Here is a 16,911-nt window from a genome sequence, read left to right as displayed (position 1 = left end):
AAGACCATGGCTGCGCCTCTCGCCTCCGATTACAACTACCCCCTGCTGAACATCTTCTGGACCATGCTCTGGCTGTTCCTCTGGATTCTCTGGATCTTCCTGCTGATCCGCATCATCAGCGACATCTTCCGCAGCGAGGACATGAACGGCTGGGTCAAGGCGATCTGGGTGATCGTCATGATCTTCCTACCGTTCCTCGGCGCATTGATCTACCTGATCGCCCGCGGCGACAAGATGTACGCGCATGAGCGCAAGCACGCCGAACAGGCTGAAGCGGCGGCTCAGGCTTACATCAAGTCCGCGGCCGGCACCCCGACCAACACCGCCGACGAGCTGCACAAGCTGGCCGAGCTGCGCGACCGGGGTGTCCTCACTGCCGCTGAGTTCGATACCCAGAAGGCCAAGCTGCTCGCGTAGCTCTGACGCGACCAGAACTGACGCGACCAGAACTGACGCGGGCAGAAGTGACCGACCCGAGCGACGGAATGAGCACGCAACCGCCGTCCGAGCCCAGATCGGGAAACTTGAACAGGCTGTTACACCGAGGCTCCGGCCGCTACGACATCGTGCTGATGTTGGTGGTCGGAGCCTTGGTGCTCTCCCCGTTCAACGACCGGACACTCGGCGTTGCCGTCGTCGTGGCGCTCGCCCTCATCTTCGTCTTCGCCCTCTGGACGGCCAACGTTCCCCGTCGGTACTTCGTAGTTGCGGTGACGTTCTCCATCGTCTCGCTGATCACCAGCATCGCCGCACAGTTCGACAACGGCGACGCACCGCGCGCGGTCATCGCAACGGTCAGCGCGGTGCTCTGCGCCACCACCATCGGGGCCATCGCCTTCCACTTGATCGCCAAGCGGCAGGTGACGACTCGTACGCTGGCCGGATCGCTGGCGATCTACATCCTCTTCGGGCTGCTCTTCGCATCGATCTACGCGCTGATCGGCATCGTGCGAAACGATGGGTTCTTCGCTCAGAGCGGCCCCCAGGACGCCGTCTCGTACCTGTATTTCAGCTTCATCGCCCTCACCACCGTCGGCTTCGGCGACCTCACCCCGGCCAACGATGCCGGCCGGATGCTGGTGGCCATCGAAGCGCTCTTCGGCCAGCTCTACCTGGTCACGGTGGTCGCGGTCGTGGTGAGCAACCGCCGGCGCCAGTAACGACCCGCCCTTCGACTCAGAGCAGTTCGAGCCCGTGGCTCAGAGCAGTTCGAGCCTGCGGCCTTAGAGCAGTTCGAGCTGACGGGCTCGGGCCACCGCATCGCGACGACCGGCGGCGGGGAGCTTGCGATAGATGGCCGCGATGTGCGTCTTCACCGTGTTGATCGAGACGCAGAGTTCGTTGCCGATCTCGGCCGTGGTCATGGTCGTGGCGAGCCGGCGCAGCACCGCCGTCTCGCGGTCGGTCAGCGGCTCGGCCAGCGACCGCACCCGCGGGCTGGCTACCTGCTCGGCATCGAGTTCGCCGCTCGAGCCGGTGTTCGGCCACGCCGCCACAGCCTCCGGGTGGCGTCTGAGCAGTTCATCCAGCATCGGACGGGCATCGGCGAACGGCTGAGTGATGGACTCCGTGGCCAGACCGGTCGCCCGCATCACTTCTTCGACGGCGCGCGCGTCGTTACCACCCAGCTCCGCGACCTTGGCCGAGGTGAGGAAGACCTCGATCAGGACCGGCAACGGTGCGGTGTTGTCCGAGGAGATCAGCGCTGGACGCAGCGCATCCCGGGCGGCGTCCGCGTCGCCGAGGGCGATGAAGGCTCGGGCCCCGGCCATCGCCAGCATCGGGTCCCGCAGGTCGGCGGCGGAGTCCCCGATCGCCTTGAGCGCCGCATGCGGACGCCCCATTCTGGTCTCGATCTCGGCCAGCGCGCGCGCCCGACTGCGGGCAAGGTGCCCCGGGAGCGAGCGTCCGAGCTCCGGCGCTGACATCAGGTGGTGGTGGGCGTCGGCGACACGGCCGGAGGCGATCAGGATCCAGCCGTGCATCAGGGCCACCGCGGCCCGCAGCGGCGGATCGGCGTCCACGATCTTGGTCTGCTCGGCCCGGCTCACGAAACGCGCCGCGTTATTCAGATCCGTCTGCAGGTAGGCCGCCGTCGCGTTCGCGAGATGATGAACCGTGGTGCGCTGCAGCTGCGGGTTCCGGCGCACCAGGGTCTGCGATTTAAGCTCGCAGTCGTTGGCATGCTCACCGCGACCGGAGACGGTATAGGCGAGCTGAAGGTAACCCAGGCATTCAAGCTCCAGCCCCGGCATGCCCCCGCCATGCGCCTCGTCGAGCGCCTCGAAGAGGATCTGGTCGAACTGGGGCCGCGGCCCGAACTCCCAATACTGATGGGCGGCGCGGGTGAGCTGCACGGCGCTGCGCAGGCCGGTCGTCGTGCGCACTGCGTCAACTGGGTGGCGTTCGGCGAGCAGCGTCGAGGCGGCGGCATCCAGTCCGGAGAGTGACCCGTCCTGCTGGGCCGCGATCACCTCGACCAGAGCGGCGGTCGCGTCGGCGTCCGCGGTGAGGGTTCGGGTGCGGGCCTGCTGCAGATGCTCCCGGGCGACATCCAAACGCCCGAGAACGGCGGCGACGACGGCCTGCGCCACCTTCGCGTCGGAACCCTCGTCGCTAGTGGGCTCAGGGTCATTGTCAACCGCCAGCAAGTTGCCCAGGCCGAGATCGAGGATGTCCTTGCGTTCGATGAATGCCTTGGCGAAGCCGCCGCGGATCAGCACCGACGAGGCCCGCGGCCAGTCGTGCGCCTCGACGGCGAACCGCATCGCCGACGACGGATCGCCGTTCGCCTCGAACCAGGCCGCGGCTCGCTTACGCAGTTCCAGCGTCTCCTTGCCGTATTCACGGCGACTGAGGTAGTTCAGAATCTCGGCCAGGAGCTGGTGATAGCGATAGCGCCCGGGCTCGTTGCCCTGCGGGATGACGAAGGAGTTCGTGCGGGCCATGTCCGCCAGCAGCTCGGAGCTGTTCTCGATCCCGGTCACCGCAGCCGCGAGAGGTCCGGTTACCTCGTCGAGAAAGCTGGTCTGGATGAGTAGTCGACGCGCCGGCGCGGATTGGCGGTCGAGAACCTCCTCCATTAGATATTCACCGACGCTGCCCTGATCCAGGGCCAGTTGCGTGACGAATCGCCCCGGGTCGCGGCTGCCGGCCATGCTCATCGCCGACAGGCGCAGACCAGCGGCCCACCCCTCGGTCCGATGGGTCAGCATCGCCAGCTCAGACTGGCGCAGCGTCACGTCGTGCGCGGTCAGCAGCGCCCTCGCCTCGGCCCGGGTCATAGCCAGATCGTCGGCCCGCAACTCGGTCATCTGACCGGCCAGACGGTAGCGATGCAGGGGCAACAGCGGATCGCTGCGAGTGCTGAGCACTATGCGCCACCGCGGGAAACCGTAGCGAATTACCGCATCGATCTCGGCCAGCAGCGACGGGTTGGACAGCACATGCGCGTCATCGAGGACAAGGGTGACCGGCTGCGATCCCGGAAGCGCTTCGACGAGCGCGGCCATGAACTGGCCGGTGTCGGTCTGGTCGTGGGGCAGGCCGTTGAGGCCCTCGTTCTCGGCGATGAGCCCAGCGGTCTGCAGCGCCAACCCGACCAGCGGCCAGAATCGATCAGGATCGTTGTCTGGCGCATCCAGGGAGACCCAGGCGATCGGACGCTGCTGGGAATTCGCCCAGTCACCGAGAAGCACCGTCTTGCCCGAGCCGGGACCAGCCGCGACCAAGGTCAGCGGGCCCTGTACCCCGTCATCCAGCTTGCCGGTCAGCCGCGGCCTCGAAATCAGGCGAGCCGGCAGCGCCGTAGGCGTGACTTTGCGGGCCAAGGGCGAGTACGAAGACACTGACGAGTCTCATCTCTGAGGAGCGTGATTCGCTTACGACTGTCCACAACCAGCTGAGCACATTGAAGCACCGGGAGTGAGCGTAACCTTATACCCTTGTCCAAACATTTGGTACAGACGCCTAAACAAAACATCAAACGTTAATTTGCATGCACAACTATTAAGCAGGCTGGGGCCGAATTCGTTGTTACTCACGAGTTCATTGCCCGGAGTTAGTGGGACGCACCCGTCGGATATCCACCAACTCCAATCCCAATGCCCGAACGCGGTCGATCAGCCCGTGCAAGGCGGCCTGATCTAGTTCTCCGGAGAGCACCGTCGACGTCGGCTCGGTGTCGACGGAGAGCCCGTCGAAGGCCTCGCGCGCCGCAGGTCCAAGCGTGCCGGATATCCGAATCTCATATGCGACTCCGGTCACGACTCCTCCACTGCACCTTGCGCCGACTGCGCTATTCCGTGGCTTCTTCGACGTTATGACTATCGTGCGCCCACCACTGTGCCCAGGGAATCACCCGCCGGGGATGAGTCGGGGTCAGCCCCGTTCGAAGTGACTCGAAACGAGTTCAACACGAGCAGGATCGCCCCGGTGATGACGGCGATCACCACCACCACCAGTACCGAAGGATCGCTCCAGAGCAGGAGCACGAGCGCTGCGAGAGCGGCGACACCGACCGAGAAAACCACGCGATTCTCAGCGATGACCTGCCCGGCCGGACTTCCCACCCACTGCTCGGTGACCACCTTGGGCGCGGCGACGACGACCCGGCGCAACTTGGTGGCCGAGGTCGTCGGACCGGTGAGCCAGACAATCAGCGTGACCAGCAGGGCGCCGACGAACACCAGGCGCAGGCCGTCCCGCAGGTACCGCACCACCGTGTCGAAGAGCTCGCCGGCCGAGGACTCCGTGAGGTACTGCAACGGCAGGTCATTGAGGTACACGCTCTTGCCGATGGCCAGCCCAATCCCCAACAACAGCATCCCGAAGGCGGTCGAGAGGGCCGAGATCACCACCGTACGCCGGTGTCGACGGGAGAGAAATGCCGCCAAAACAAAGAAGATTATCGCCAGTAGCGGCAGCCAATGCGCTATTCGATCAAGCAGATGAACGTAGGTTCGGGCCGCTTCGATGCCCTTCACTTCCGCAATCTGGATGGTTACGCCAACGGCCGGCACCCTCGCCGCGACACCAAGGCCGGCCTGCACCAACTGGGTCTTCACCTGTTCGACGATGGGGGCGAGATTGAGCAGCACATTGCCGTTCTGGATCGAGAGCACGTCACTGGCACTGCCCTTGCCGGTGAGGAGGGCAACGATCTGGGTATGCGCGATCTTGTTCACCTGCACCCAGATCGTCACGAACGCGTCACTCTCGACGAACTTCGTCGCGACGGTGTTCACCAGGGAATTCGCTGCGCTCTGCAGCGGCCCGGCCAGCACGGCGGCCCGCGGCGGGAGGACGTCGGCCAGCAGCGCCTTGACATCCACGTTCTCGGCGAACTGCTGATCAACCGCTTTGATGACCGCTGCCTGGATGCCGGGATTGCTGGCCAGCGGGGTCATCGTCTGAACGTAACGATCGGTGTTCAGCACCAGGTTGCGGCTCCAGATCGCCGGCACCGAGAGGGTGGCGCAGACAGCCCCGAGGAGAACGAGGACGAAGACACCGGCGGCCCGGGCGATATTGGCCCAATTTCGCGGCGGTCGCTGAACTCGCTTCTCCAGTTCGCTGTTACGCCGAAGCAACTCTGCGTTCTGCCGACGCAGCAGCTCAGCTTCGTCGAGCGTCTCGACTGGGGCACTCGCGTCGAGCGTCTCGACTGGGGCACTCGCTTCGAGCGGCTCAGTCGCGGTGGCCGGCTCGACCGTTGGTTCCGACGCGACTGTTTCGAGCGGCTCAGTCGCGGTGGCCGGCTCAATCGATTGGACCGGTTCCGTCTCCTCGGTCGGGAGGGGTTCGGTGTCGGATGCGGGCTCGCTGCCCTCCGCCGATTGGCTCGGATCTGACGTAGCCACGCCGCCCCCTCTTAGAACGCTCAGTGATGAAATGCCCCGGATCGCGTCAGCATCTCCCACCGCGCCCGGCCCGTGCTCATCCGAGCGGGATGAAACGTCCCGGAGGTCGCCGGCTGGGAGGGCGAACTGACTCGGCGCAGCGCGACTGGCCCGGCACCGGCGTCCGGCTCAGGAAAGCGCCCGACCGGCCGATCGGACCAGTAGCGCTTCCTGCCACCGGCGCCCCGCCTCCGTGAGGACCCACGTGATCGATGTGCCCGTGACTGATGTGCCTGCGTCATCTGAGACAGTCGCGGCCTCACGCCTCCGCGCCGCCGCCACGGTCCTCGGGACGGTGCTTGTGGTCTTCGCGGAGTTCATGCTCCTCGCCTACGTCTATGACCGGGTGGCACCGGTCAGCCGGGATCAGGTCGTCATCGCCTCCCTTGCCGGGCGCCTGCACGCGGCCACCCCGAACGTGACGGGCGATGAGGTCGGGGCCGCTGTGAACCGGCTCAACGGATCCGGAGTTTCGGCGTCCCACCTGACGGCCGCGCGACAGGCGGCGGCAACGTACAACGCAACGGATCCGGCCGCGTCGACCGAGTTACAGCACGACATCGATCGCCTGGGCGAGGATCTGGCCGCCCGCCACCGCACGCTCGACGTTGAGGCCAAATTCGCCTACGTCGCGCTGCTGGTCATCGCCTCCTTCGGCTGGATGATCTGGTTCCGCCGCCTGGTCGCCCGTCACCGCGAGCTGCAGGCCAAGCTCACCGAGCAGCAGACTTCCCTCGTCGGCGAGCAGCGGTTGGCCGCCCTAATCCGAAACTCGGGCGACGTGGTGGCCGTCTGCGACGCCGACTCAACTGTCTCCTTCGTGACGCCGTCGGTGAGACGCATCCTTGGCATCAGCGTCGGGGACTTCATCGGAACCCGTTTCACCTCGATCGTGCATCCGCACGATCTCGACGTCTGCCTGCACCTGCTGGCCAGCCCCGGCGCCGGCGCCGAGACCGAAGTGATGCTGCGGGTGAAGCACGCCGACGGGCGCACCCTGCATGTCGAGGGGACCCTGAGCAATCGCCTGGCCGACCCGGCGGTAGGCGGGCTGGTCCTCACACTGCGGGATGTCACCGCGCGTCGCGATATGGAGGAGCGCCTCAAGTTCCAGGCATTCCACGACTCCCTCACCGGGATGGCCAACCGGCAGCTCTTCGGCGATCGGCTTGAGCATGCGCTCGTGCTGCGACCCGGCGGCCCAGCCGAGCTTGTCGTCCTCTTCTGCGACCTGGACGACTTCAAGAGCGTCAACGACACCTTCGGCCACGGCGCGGGAGATCAGGTACTCGTCGAGGCCGGCGAACGGTTGCGCAGTGTGGTGCGGGCCGGCGATACGGCGGCCCGGTTGGGTGGTGACGAGTTCGCGGTGCTGATGGAGTCGACCGATCTGGCCGCGGCTCAGATCGTTGCCGAACGCATGCAGGCCGCCCTCGAGTCACCGTTCGAGGTAGCCGGCCGTGAGGTGACCGTGCGGGCGAGTATCGGCCTCGCTCACGCCGTAACCGGCGAGGTGACCGCAGAGGTGGCACTGCGCAACGCCGACGTCGCGATGTACACGGCGAAAGATCGCGGCAAATCTGCCATCGCGGTCTACGAAGCCAAGCTGCACAGCGAAGCGATGCGGCGCCTGGAACTGCGCGCCGATCTGCAGCGGGCCCTGACCCGCTCGGAGCTCGTACTGCACTACCAGCCGACCATCGATCTGGTCACGACCGAGATCATCGGCTTCGAGGCGCTGGTGCGCTGGCAGCACCCCACACTCGGGCTGCTCGGGCCGGACAAGTTCATCCCGATGGCCGAAGAAACCGGACTCATCCTCCCCCTGGGAGCCTGGGTGCTGCGCGAGGCCTGCTTCGCCGCAGCCGACATGCAGCGTCCGGAACTGCAACCGAAGATGTCGGTGAATGTCGCATCGCAGCAACTGAGCGACCCGGGTTTCGTCCAGCAGGTCACCGCGCTTCTGGCCGAGACGCAGCTACCCTCGGACCGGCTCGTTCTGGAGATCACCGAGACGGTCGTACTCGGCGACCTGGAGGCCGTGACCCCGCGACTGACCGCGCTGCGCGAGCTCGGGGTGCGAATCGCCATCGACGATTTCGGCACCGGTTACAGCTCGTTGGCCTATCTATCCCAGCTGCCGATCGACCTGCTGAAGGTCGACAAGTCCTTCGTCGATCACGTGACCACGAATGAGCAGGCGGCATCACTGGCGGAGGCGATCATCGCGCTCAGCCACAACATGAAGTTCACCACCGTAGCCGAAGGCATCGAGCACAGCGACCAGGCCGACTGGCTGCGTGAACTCAACTGCGCGTACGGCCAGGGGTATCTCTGGTCGCGCCCAGTGCCGCTCGACGACGCTCGCAACCTGCTCAATGCTCAGCGTCAGGCTAAGCGAGTCGCCTGAATCCGACGCAACCCGAGGAACGGGGTCGAAGTTAGGCTAGCCTTAGTTGCATGAGCAGCGAGGCGATCACCACTGAACCGGCAGCGACCACCCCACGGCGGCCGAACGACCAGAGCAGCCAACCCAGGATTCCGTACCGGGCGACCGTGCAGCGGGTCCAGGAGTTGACGCCGTCGATGGTGCGGGTGGTGGTCGGCGGCGCAGACCTGGCCCGATTCGCCGAGAAGTACGACGGGTCCGAGGCCACCGATGCCTACGTCAAGGTGGTCTTCCTGACCCCGGGCGTCACCTACCCGCAGCCGCTGGATCTGGCCACGGTGCGTACCGCGCTTCCGCGAGAGCATCAGCCCCGGCTACGCACCTACACTGTGCGCGCCTTCGATCGAGTCGCCCTGGAACTCACGCTGGACTTCGTCGTGCATGGCGACTCGGGACTCGCCGGTCCGTGGGCGGCGCAGGCGGCCGTCGGCGACGAGTTGCTGCTGCTCGGCCCAGGCGGCGGCTACCGCCCCGACGCCGACGCGGACTGGTATCTCTTCGTCGGCGACGAGAGCGCAATCCCGGCGATCGCGGTGGCGGCCGAGCGGCTACCCGACGGCGCCCGGGCGCAGATCCTCATCGAGGTCCACGACGCTGCCGACGAGGTGGCCATCAACACCACGGCCGACGTCACCTGGCTGCACCGCGGCGACGCCCCGGTCGGTTCGCGGGTCGTGGATGAGGTGAATGCCCTTACTTTTCCTACTGGTCGTGTCGATGCCTTCGTCCACGGCGAGGCCGGCTTCGTCAAGCAGCTACGTCGGCTGCTCCTCAACGAGCGGGGGGTTGCGCGCGAGCAGCTGTCCATCTCTGGCTACTGGCGACTCGGATCGGACGACGAGGCCTGGCGGGCGGCCAAGGCCGAGTGGGCCCGCGACTGACGGCGCCACGCCGGCGATTTACAGCATCCGGGCCATAATCATGGTTGAGACTTGCAAGCCGAACCCACGAGCTGAACCCCACGAGCTGAACCCCACGCTAGGAGGTCGCCGATGCCCACCATGGGCAGCCCAGCCGGGAAGACCACCTTCGACCTGCATCGGCACGGCTTCCACTTCGACAACTCGTTCGACTCGATCCTCTGGGACGCCATCGCCGTCGGGCCGATTCGGATTCCCCGGGTCACCTTCGGCGGCCTCTGCGGAGGAATGGGCTTTGCCGCCCTGGACAATTTCCACGCAGACCGGCCCGCACCGCCGCAGCGGGGCGAGGACTTTCCGGGCGCGGGGGTGCCGGCCGTGGGCAGCGGGCTGCATGAACTCATCTACCGTCGTCACCTGGCCTCGGTCGGGCTGAGCCCGGCCGCCATCGGCGTTCCGATGCCGGGCGGGCGGGCCCGAGTGCTGCCGATCCATCCGGAGAACCTGCTGCGCTACCCCTTCCTGCGGGCGGCGCCGGAGCGGGTGCGGCGGCACGAGACTCGCACGAGTCTGAGAAGCCTGCAGGGCTGGCTCGAGGAGGGCTACCCGATGCCGTTGGGGCTCGTCTCCGACGAAGCCCTCACCGCCTCTCACCAGGTGGTGGCCTACGACTTCACCCCCGGAGTCCACGCCAGTCTCATCCAGGTCTATGACTGCCGCTACCCCGATCGCCCGGCCCAGCTGATCGTCGCCGAAGACGGATCGAGCTGCGTCTTGAGCGTCGAGGGCGAGCCGTCGCAGGCCTGGCGAGCGTTCTTCATCCCGCACTACGATCCCGTACCGGCCGCGGACGGCGCAGCCTGGGTCGGCGAAGAGAACCTGCAACGAGCCGACGAGGATGCCTCCTAACCGTCCAATCACTCGGGCTCACGGCCTCTGTAGGCTCGGTTCATGCCTCGTCGCCCCACCCGTACTGTCCCCACGGTCCTGCTCTACGGCTGGGGCGGGTCCGGCCCCGGGCACTGGCAGCGGCTGCTGGCCGACGACCTTCTGGCGGCCGGTCGCGAGGTGCGTTTCCCGGAGTTTCCGAACCCCGACGAGCCCGAGTTGGAGCCCTGGCTGAGCACCCTCGCAGAGACGCTCGACGGCCTGCCGGAGGACGGCTACGACGTGCTCGGCCACTCCCTCGGGGCGGTGCTCTGGCTGCACCACGTGCATCGGCCGAACACCTCCCCCCGGCCGGCCCGGGTCGCCCTGGTCGCGCCGCCGACGCCGGAGCTGGACGAAGCGGCGGTGGCGTCCTTCTTCCCCGTGCCGATGGAGATCGACGCCGTTCGGGCCGGAGCCGACGGGACCGTGCTGGTCGGCGGCGACGTGGATCCGCACTGCCCGGAGGGGATCGCCGCCGCCTACGCACGACCGTTGAAGATGGCGGCCACGCTCGTCGAGGGGGGTGGCCACTTGAACGTGGACTCCGGCTTCGGACCCTGGCCCGCCGTCTTGAGCTGGTGCGGCCGCGACAACCTCGCATTCTTCTAACGTCTCGCATATTTCACATGCGGCGCTTTCCCCGCAAAGCTAGCAAATACCCACGTTTGGTCAGGCGACTTTTCAATACTTATTGACACGCAAGTGCCGCGCTGCCATGGTCGGACGGTCGCGCAACGGGGTGCGACCTGGATCACAACGGGGATTTCACGTGTCCAAGAAACGTCTCCTGTCGTTCGCCGCCTTACTGGTCGGTGCGGCTGCGGTTGCGCTGGTGGTTGGATCGTCCGGCGCCGGCGCGGCCAGCGCGCTACCGGTCAGCTACGACGCGGGCTCCAACATCGTCAACGGCTTCTTTCACCCGGACACCTCTCCGCCGGGGGCGAACAACTGGTCCTGTAAGCCGAGCGCGGCGCACCCACGGGCCGTGGTGCTGGTGCACGGGACATCGGAGAACGAGAACCTCAACTGGACGGCCCTTTCGCCGTTGCTGGTGAACCATGGCTACTGCGTCTTCGCGCTGAACTACGGGGGTACCGGCTCACTCAAGGGCACCGGCGACATCCCGACCTCAGCCGGCGAGCTATCGAGCTTCATCGATCGCGTGCTCGCCTCGACCGGCACCGCCAAGGTCGACATCGTCGGGCACTCGCAGGGCGGGATGATGCCCCGTTACTACCTGAAGTTTCTCGGCGGAGCGGCCAAGGTCACCCAGCTGGTCGGCCTGGTGCCGTCCAACCACGGCACCGACGTCGGCGGCCTCGCCGGCGTCTTCGGGCCTGGCATCGGCGGTCTGCTCGGAACGGCGGGCACCCAGCAGATCACCGGGTCACCATTCCTGACCAACCTCAACGCCGGCGGCGACACGGTCCCCGGCGTCAAGTACACGGTGATCACCACGACTCACGACGAGGTCGTCACGCCGTACACCTCGGCGCTGCTGACGGGGGGCGACGTCACCAACATCGTCATCCAGAAGGCCTGCCCGAACGACGGCGTCGGCCACCTCGGTATCGCCGACGACCAGTACGCGCTGCAGCTGGTGCTCAACGCCCTCGACCCGAGCAGCGCCGCCACGGTGGCCTGCTCGAACGGCTTCGGCCTCTAGGAACCCAGTCGGGATCGCCGCTAACCCGCGGCCGTCGCATCATCGCGACGGTTGCGGGTGACGGCGCTGCGGGCGGCCAGCTCATCGTCGGCCGGGTAGCCGACCTCGCAGAGCACCAGGCCATGGGGGGCGACCACCGGAACGTCGTCGGCCCGGGTGCTCCGGGTCAGCAGCGAAGCCGGCCAGTCGGGGTCACGCCGCCCCTCCCCCACTGTGATGAGCGCACCGACCAGTGACCGCACCATGGAGTGGCAGAAGGCGTCGGCCCGCAGTTCGCAGACGATCTCGCCGCCGGCCGATCGCTGCACGGTGAAGTGCTGCATGGTGCGAATCGATGTCGCCTCCGGGCGGAACTTGCAGAAGGCGGCGAAGTCGCGCAGACCGAGGATCTGCGTCGCGGCGAGCTGCATGAGATCGGTGTCCAGCGGGCGCCGCCAGTTCAGCACGAAGCCGCGGCGCAGCGGATCGCCCCCACCGGGGAGGTCGCTGATCCGATACCGGTAGTGCCGCCACAGCGCTGAGAAGCGGGCGTCGAAGTCGGCCGGGACGACCCGGGCCGAGTGCACCCGCACGTCCGGTGCGAGCACCCCGCCAAGTCGGCGCAGCAGCATCGGCTCCTGCTCCGACCAGAGCAGGGCCGCCACGTCGAAGTGACAGACCTGGCCGGTGGCGTGCACGCCGGCGTCGGTGCGGCCGGCCACCGTCAGGGTGACCGCGTCCAGGCGCAGGATCCTGGCCAGCGCCGCCTGCAGTTCTCCCTGCACGGTTCGCCGGTCGCGCTGGACGGCCCAGCCGGAGAACTGGGCACCGTCATAGCCGAGGTCCAGCCGCACCCGCACAGTGGGATCGGGAACCGCGCCCGGCCCTGAGCGAGCGCCGGAGACAGAAACGTCGAGCGACGGACCTCCGCCGGCGACCTCAGCTTCTGCGTCAGTCATCGATGGTGGTCCGTCGCTCGACGGGAAGATCAACCGGAGAGTATCCGGTATTTACTTGTCGGTCTCGGCTTCGGCTTCAGCCGACTCGTCGGCCGCAGCCAGCTCCGCGCCGGCCTCGGGCTCGCCGATGACCTCGGCGGCCGCCTCGACCTCAGCCTCGGTCACGCCGGCCGACTCGATGACGCCTTCATTCTCGGCAGCTTCGGCCGATGCCTCGGTGGACGCTTCGTCAGCGGCGAGAACGCTGGCGGCCGTGGCCGACTCGTTCTTCGCGTCCTCGGCGATCTCCTTGGTGCGACCGGTCGGAGCCTTCGACTCGGCGACCTTGGTGCCGCGAGCCTTTTCGGCCTCACGGACGACCTTCTTGCCGGCCGACTCCTGCACCAGCTCGATGATCGCCATCGGGGCGTTGTCGCCCTTGCGCGGGTTGGTCTTGATGATCCGCGTGTAGCCACCCGGACGCTCGGCCATGTTCGGGCCGATCTCAGCGAAGAGCTTGTGAACGACGGCCTTGTTCGTCTCGTTGCCGTTGATCACCTTCAGCACCTGGCGACGAGCGTGCAGATCACCCCGCTTCGCGAAGGTGATGAGCTTCTCGGCCAGCGGCTGCAGGCGCTTGGCCTTGGCCTGCGTGGTCACGATGCGGTCGTGCTCGAAGAGTGCAGTCGCGAGGTTCGCGAGCAGCAGCCGCTCGTGGGCGGGGCCGCCGCCGAGGCGGGGACCCTTGGTGGGCGTAGGCATTTGTCGTGCTCCTCAATGAAATCCGGCGGATCTACCGCCGGAGCAAACCAGGTGTTGGGTTAAAGCTGTTCGGTTTCCGCGAAGTCGACGTCGTCGTCAGCGGTGGTTTCGTCAGTGCTCTCGTCCCCGTAGGAGGAGACAGCGTGGCTGAGCTCGAATCCGGGCGGGCTGTCCTTGAGCGCCAAGCCCAGACCTGCGAGCTTGACCTTGACCTCGTCGATCGACTTCTGTCCGAAGTTACGGATGTCGAGCAGATCGGCCTCACTGCGCCCGACGAGCTCACCCACGTTGTGGATGCCCTCGCGCTTGAGGCAGTTGTAGGAGCGGACCGTGAGGTCGAGCTCCTCGATCGGCATCGAGAAGGCCGCGATGTCGGCGACCTCGGACGGCGACGGTCCGACGTCGATGCCCTCGGCCTCGTCGTTCAGCTCGCGGAAGAGACCGAAGAGCTCGACCAGGGTGTGCCCGGCCGAGGCGACGGCGTCGCGCGGGGTGAGCGAGAACTTCGTCTCGACGTCGACGACCAGGCGGTCGAAGTCGGTGCGCTGCTCAACGCGGGTGGCCTCGACGCCGTAGGTGACCTTGAGGACCGGGGAGTAGATCGAGTCGACCGGAATGCGGCCGATCTCCTGGCCGGGCTGCTTGTTCTGCACTGCGGTGACGTAGCCGCGGCCACGCTCGACGACGAGCTCGATCTCCAGGCGACCCTTCTTGTTGATCGTGGCGATCTTCAGGTCGGGGTTGTGCACGACGACCCCGGTCGGCGGAGCGATGTCGGCGGCGGTGACCTCGCCCGGACCCTGCTTGCGCAGGTACATGACGACCGGCTCGTCGGAGTCGCTGGAGACGACCAGTTCCTTCAGGTTCAGGATGATGTCGGTGACGTCCTCTTTGACGCCTTCGACGGTGGTGAACTCGTGCAGCACACCGTCGATGCGGATGCTGGTGACGGCCGCGCCCGGGATCGAGCTGAGCAGGGTACGGCGAAGCGAATTACCGAGGGTGTAGCCGAAACCGGGCTCGAGCGGCTCGATGATGAACCGCGAGCGGTTTTCGGCGATGGTCTCTTCCGTCAGGGACGGGCGCTGGGAAATCAGCAAGGTGGAGCTCCTTCTTACACAGGGACGACCGCTATATGACGTCCGTAGATTTTGTATTCAGTTGTGGGCGCTCCAATCCTGGTGGCAGCCCGAGTACGGGCCGCCACCAGGAGCGGAGACTTAGTTCTTGGAGTAGAGCTCGACGATGAGCTGTTCCTGAACCGGGATCTCGATCTGCGCGCGCTCGGGCAGCTGGTGCACGAGGACGCGAAGACGGGACGGCACGATCTGCAGCCAACCCGGAACCGGACGATCGCCGAGGGTCTCCCGCGCAATGATGAACGGGGTGGTCTCCAGCGACTTCGGCTTGACGTCGATGATGTCGTACGGCGTCACCCGGTAGCTCGGGACGTCGACCTTGTGGCCGTTGACCACGAAGTGACCGTGGCTCACCAGCTGGCGGGCCGCCCGACGGGTACGGGCCAGGCCGGCCCGGTAGACGACGTTGTCCAGCCGCGACTCGAGGATCTGCAGCAGGTTGTCACCGGTCTTGCCCTGGCGACGCACCGCCTCTTCGTAGTACTTGCGGAACTGCTTCTCCAGAACGCCGTAGCTGTACTTGGCCTTCTGCTTCTCCTGGAGCTGCAGCAGGTATTCGCTCTGCTTGATGCGAGCGCGACCGTGCTGGCCCGGAGGGTACGGACGACGCTCGAACGCGGCGTCTCCACCGACGAGGTCAACATTGAGTCGACGCGAGATGCGCGTCGCTGGTCCTCTATAACGTGCCATGTTCTCTCAAATCCTCTTGATCGCGGCCGTCAGACCCGGCGCCGCTTGGGCGGGCGGCAGCCGTTGTGCGGCTGGGGGGTCACGTCGGAGATGGTGCCGACCTCGAGGCCGGTTGCCTGCAGTGAACGAATCGCGGTCTCACGTCCTGAGCCGGGGCCCTTGACGAAGACGTCAACCTTGCGCATGCCGTGCTCCTGGGCCTTGCGGGCGGCGCTCTCGGCGGCCATCTGCGCGGCGAACGGAGTCGACTTACGCGAACCCTTGAAGCCGACGTGACCAGCGGATGCCCAGCTGATGACGTTGCCCTGCGGGTCGGTGATCGACACGATCGTGTTGTTGAACGTGCTCTTGATGTGAGCGTGGCCGTGGGCGACGTTCTTCTTTTCCTTGCGCCGGATCTTCTTCGGTCCGGCGGTACGGGACTTGGGAGGCATTACTTCTTACCTGCCTTCTTCTTGCCAGCGATGGTCTTCTTCGGACCCTTGCGCGTGCGAGCGTTGGTCTTGGTGCGCTGGCCGTGGACGGGCAGGCCACGACGGTGCCGGATGCCTTCGTAGCATCCGATCTCGATCTTGCGCCGGATGTCGGCTGCGACCTCACGACGGAGGTCACCTTCGACCTGGAAGTGCGCGTCGATGTATTCGCGCAACTTGACCAGGTCATCGTCGGTCAGATCCTTGGTGCGCAGATCTTCGCTGATCCCGGTGGCCGCGAGGGCCTGCTCCGAGCGGGTACGGCCTACGCCGTAGATGTAGGTGAGCGCGATTACCATCCGCTTGTCGCGGGGTAGATCAACGCCGGCAAGACGTGCCATGCGGGATGGTTCTCCTATGTTGCTGGTCGAAGGTGTGGTGCGCACCCGTTCCCGTGAAGATTGCTTCGCGGGCCCCGGCCTTCGTCCGGGGGTGGACTCGACAGTGCGGACCCACTGGATCCGACCCGCCGAGGTGGCGTGCGCTTATTCAGTTGTCGGCGGAGTTCCGCTGACTAGCCCTGGCGCTGCTTGTGACGCAGGTTCTCGCAGATCACCATGACTCGACCGTGACGACGAATGACTTTGCACTTGTCGCACATTGGCTTGACGCTCGGGTTGACCTTCACGGCCCATCCTCTGATTCTCGGTGTTGGTTTATTTGTAGCGGTAGACGATGCGCCCGCGGGTGAGGTCGTAGGGCGACAGCTCGACGACCACGCGATCCTCCGGGAGGATGCGGATGTAGTGCTGGCGCATCTTGCCGCTGATGTGTGCGAGCACCTTGTGACCGTTGCTCAGTTCCACTCGGAACATTGCGTTCGGCAACGGCTCGACCACACGGCCTTCGACCTCGATGGCCCCGTCTTTCTTGGGCATTTCCCCCACATTTCTGGCTGCTGCTCCCACTTGGCGGTGGTGAGCGGCAGCGTATTTGCTTTCGTCTTACGGATGTTGCCTGTACCGGGAAGACTTACGAACCCAGCGCAGCATGGCCCGGGTCGCGCGAGACCGTGAAGTCTCAGCAACTAGGGCTTAGCTACCGTGGTCCGACCCTGCCCACCAACCCACTACCGCAGCAAACCGCTGAGCTAGGTAGAGAGGCGACGCAGGTCTGCCGAAGGTT

18 protein-coding genes are annotated in these 16,911 nt (G+C 66.2%); 7 read left to right on the top strand and 11 right to left on the bottom strand.

The features are described from left to right. The first annotated feature begins 6 nt into the window (after nucleotides 1-6). Both CPH63_RS09275 and CPH63_RS09270 read left to right on the top strand, forming a co-directional pair. On the top strand, nucleotides 7-417 hold the full coding sequence (locus tag CPH63_RS09275; RefSeq protein WP_096302652.1) for an SHOCT domain-containing protein: 411 nt from the start codon (nucleotides 7-9) through the stop codon (nucleotides 415-417). Nucleotides 418-524: 107 nt separating this feature from the next. Next, on the top strand, nucleotides 525-1,160 hold the full coding sequence (locus tag CPH63_RS09270) for a potassium channel family protein (RefSeq protein WP_157749409.1): 636 nt from the start codon (nucleotides 525-527) through the stop codon (nucleotides 1,158-1,160). 63 nt (nucleotides 1,161-1,223) lie between these two features. Here the strand turns inward: CPH63_RS09270 and CPH63_RS09265 are convergent, their stop codons facing one another. From CPH63_RS09265 to CPH63_RS09255, 3 genes are all read right to left on the bottom strand, one after another. Then, nucleotides 1,224-3,848: a LuxR C-terminal-related transcriptional regulator gene (locus tag CPH63_RS09265; protein WP_157749408.1), complete on the bottom strand. Its 2,625-nt coding sequence runs from the start codon at nucleotides 3,846-3,848 to the stop codon at nucleotides 1,224-1,226. A gap of 199 nt (nucleotides 3,849-4,047) precedes the next feature. Further along, nucleotides 4,048-4,266, bottom strand: coding sequence for a hypothetical protein (locus CPH63_RS09260; protein WP_096302648.1), 219 nt, complete (start codon nucleotides 4,264-4,266; stop codon nucleotides 4,048-4,050). A gap of 59 nt (nucleotides 4,267-4,325) precedes the next feature. Continuing rightward, a complete protein-coding gene (locus CPH63_RS09255) occupies nucleotides 4,326-5,861 on the bottom strand; it encodes a hypothetical protein (RefSeq protein WP_096302646.1) in 1,536 nt (511 codons plus the stop codon). A gap of 259 nt (nucleotides 5,862-6,120) precedes the next feature. On the opposite strand from CPH63_RS09255, the gene CPH63_RS09250 reads away from it, so the two are divergent. From CPH63_RS09250 to CPH63_RS09230, 5 genes are all read left to right on the top strand, one after another. Continuing rightward, nucleotides 6,121-8,310, top strand: coding sequence for a bifunctional diguanylate cyclase/phosphodiesterase (locus CPH63_RS09250; protein ID WP_096302645.1), 2,190 nt, complete (start codon nucleotides 6,121-6,123; stop codon nucleotides 8,308-8,310). A 50-nt stretch (nucleotides 8,311-8,360) separates the two neighbouring features. Beyond that, entirely contained in the window at nucleotides 8,361-9,230 is an 870-nt protein-coding gene (locus CPH63_RS09245; protein WP_096302644.1) for a siderophore-interacting protein, read from the top strand. A 111-nt stretch (nucleotides 9,231-9,341) separates the two neighbouring features. Continuing rightward, nucleotides 9,342-10,118, top strand: coding sequence for a hypothetical protein (locus CPH63_RS09240; RefSeq protein ID WP_157749407.1), 777 nt, complete (start codon nucleotides 9,342-9,344; stop codon nucleotides 10,116-10,118). Nucleotides 10,119-10,160: 42 nt separating this feature from the next. Next, on the top strand, nucleotides 10,161-10,748 hold the full coding sequence (locus CPH63_RS09235) for an alpha/beta hydrolase (RefSeq protein WP_096302640.1): 588 nt from the start codon (nucleotides 10,161-10,163) through the stop codon (nucleotides 10,746-10,748). Nucleotides 10,749-10,908: 160 nt separating this feature from the next. Next, on the top strand, nucleotides 10,909-11,805 hold the full coding sequence (locus CPH63_RS09230; RefSeq protein ID WP_241895857.1) for a triacylglycerol lipase: 897 nt from the start codon (nucleotides 10,909-10,911) through the stop codon (nucleotides 11,803-11,805). 20 nt (nucleotides 11,806-11,825) lie between these two features. Here CPH63_RS09230 and truA read toward each other — a convergent pair whose 3' ends face one another. The 8 genes from truA to infA form a co-directional block, all read right to left on the bottom strand. Beyond that, nucleotides 11,826-12,743, bottom strand: coding sequence for a tRNA pseudouridine(38-40) synthase TruA (truA, locus tag CPH63_RS09225; protein ID WP_096302636.1), 918 nt, complete (start codon nucleotides 12,741-12,743; stop codon nucleotides 11,826-11,828). Between the two features lie 51 nt (nucleotides 12,744-12,794). Beyond that, a complete protein-coding gene (gene rplQ / locus CPH63_RS23495) occupies nucleotides 12,795-13,484 on the bottom strand; it encodes a 50S ribosomal protein L17 (protein WP_096302634.1) in 690 nt (229 codons plus the stop codon). 59 nt (nucleotides 13,485-13,543) lie between these two features. Beyond that, nucleotides 13,544-14,584, bottom strand: coding sequence for a DNA-directed RNA polymerase subunit alpha (locus CPH63_RS09215; RefSeq protein ID WP_096302632.1), 1,041 nt, complete (start codon nucleotides 14,582-14,584; stop codon nucleotides 13,544-13,546). A gap of 120 nt (nucleotides 14,585-14,704) precedes the next feature. Then, nucleotides 14,705-15,313: a 30S ribosomal protein S4 gene (gene rpsD / locus CPH63_RS09210; protein WP_096302630.1), complete on the bottom strand. Its 609-nt coding sequence runs from the start codon at nucleotides 15,311-15,313 to the stop codon at nucleotides 14,705-14,707. A 29-nt stretch (nucleotides 15,314-15,342) separates the two neighbouring features. Next, entirely contained in the window at nucleotides 15,343-15,747 is a 405-nt protein-coding gene (gene rpsK, locus CPH63_RS09205; protein ID WP_091360040.1) for a 30S ribosomal protein S11, read from the bottom strand. After that, nucleotides 15,747-16,127: a 30S ribosomal protein S13 gene (rpsM, locus tag CPH63_RS09200; protein ID WP_096302629.1), complete on the bottom strand. Its 381-nt coding sequence runs from the start codon at nucleotides 16,125-16,127 to the stop codon at nucleotides 15,747-15,749. Before rpsM ends, rpsK begins: the two co-directional genes overlap by 1 nt. Before the next feature lie 173 nt (nucleotides 16,128-16,300). Then, nucleotides 16,301-16,414 carry a 50S ribosomal protein L36 gene (rpmJ, locus tag CPH63_RS09195; protein WP_096302627.1) on the bottom strand — a complete coding sequence of 38 codons (114 nt, stop codon included), beginning with the start codon at nucleotides 16,412-16,414 and terminating at the stop codon, nucleotides 16,301-16,303. A gap of 28 nt (nucleotides 16,415-16,442) precedes the next feature. After that, the gene (gene infA, locus CPH63_RS09190; RefSeq protein ID WP_091360043.1) at nucleotides 16,443-16,664 is read right to left on the bottom strand and encodes a translation initiation factor IF-1; all 222 of its coding nucleotides are present in this window, start codon (nucleotides 16,662-16,664) and stop codon (nucleotides 16,443-16,445) included. Between the last annotated feature and the right edge of the window lie 247 nt (nucleotides 16,665-16,911).

Origin of the sequence: Jatrophihabitans sp. GAS493, from assembly GCF_900230215.1 — a bacterium.
Lineage (GTDB): Bacteria > Actinomycetota > Actinomycetes > Mycobacteriales > Jatrophihabitantaceae > MT45.
The sequence above is the reverse complement of the archived record's forward strand: the minus strand, read 5'-3'. Positions and strand labels throughout refer to the sequence as shown.

What these genes read in the sequence shown, in the direction of transcription:
- CPH63_RS09275 (WP_096302652.1), top strand. Translation starts at nt 7, where the DNA reads ATGGCTGCGCCTCTCGCCTCCGATTACAACTACCCCCTGCTGAACATC.
- CPH63_RS09245 (WP_096302644.1), top strand. Translation starts at nt 8,361, where the DNA reads ATGAGCAGCGAGGCGATCACCACTGAACCGGCAGCGACCACCCCACGG.
- CPH63_RS09240 (WP_157749407.1), top strand. Translation starts at nt 9,342, where the DNA reads ATGCCCACCATGGGCAGCCCAGCCGGGAAGACCACCTTCGACCTGCAT.
- CPH63_RS09235 (WP_096302640.1), top strand. Translation starts at nt 10,161, where the DNA reads ATGCCTCGTCGCCCCACCCGTACTGTCCCCACGGTCCTGCTCTACGGC.
- truA (WP_096302636.1), bottom strand. Translation starts at nt 12,743, where the DNA reads ATGACTGACGCAGAAGCTGAGGTCGCCGGCGGAGGTCCGTCGCTCGAC.
- rplQ (WP_096302634.1), bottom strand. Translation starts at nt 13,484, where the DNA reads ATGCCTACGCCCACCAAGGGTCCCCGCCTCGGCGGCGGCCCCGCCCAC.
- rpsD (WP_096302630.1), bottom strand. Translation starts at nt 15,313, where the DNA reads ATGGCACGTTATAGAGGACCAGCGACGCGCATCTCGCGTCGACTCAAT.
- rpsK (WP_091360040.1), bottom strand. Translation starts at nt 15,747, where the DNA reads ATGCCTCCCAAGTCCCGTACCGCCGGACCGAAGAAGATCCGGCGCAAG.
- rpsM (WP_096302629.1), bottom strand. Translation starts at nt 16,127, where the DNA reads ATGGCACGTCTTGCCGGCGTTGATCTACCCCGCGACAAGCGGATGGTA.
- infA (WP_091360043.1), bottom strand. Translation starts at nt 16,664, where the DNA reads ATGCCCAAGAAAGACGGGGCCATCGAGGTCGAAGGCCGTGTGGTCGAG.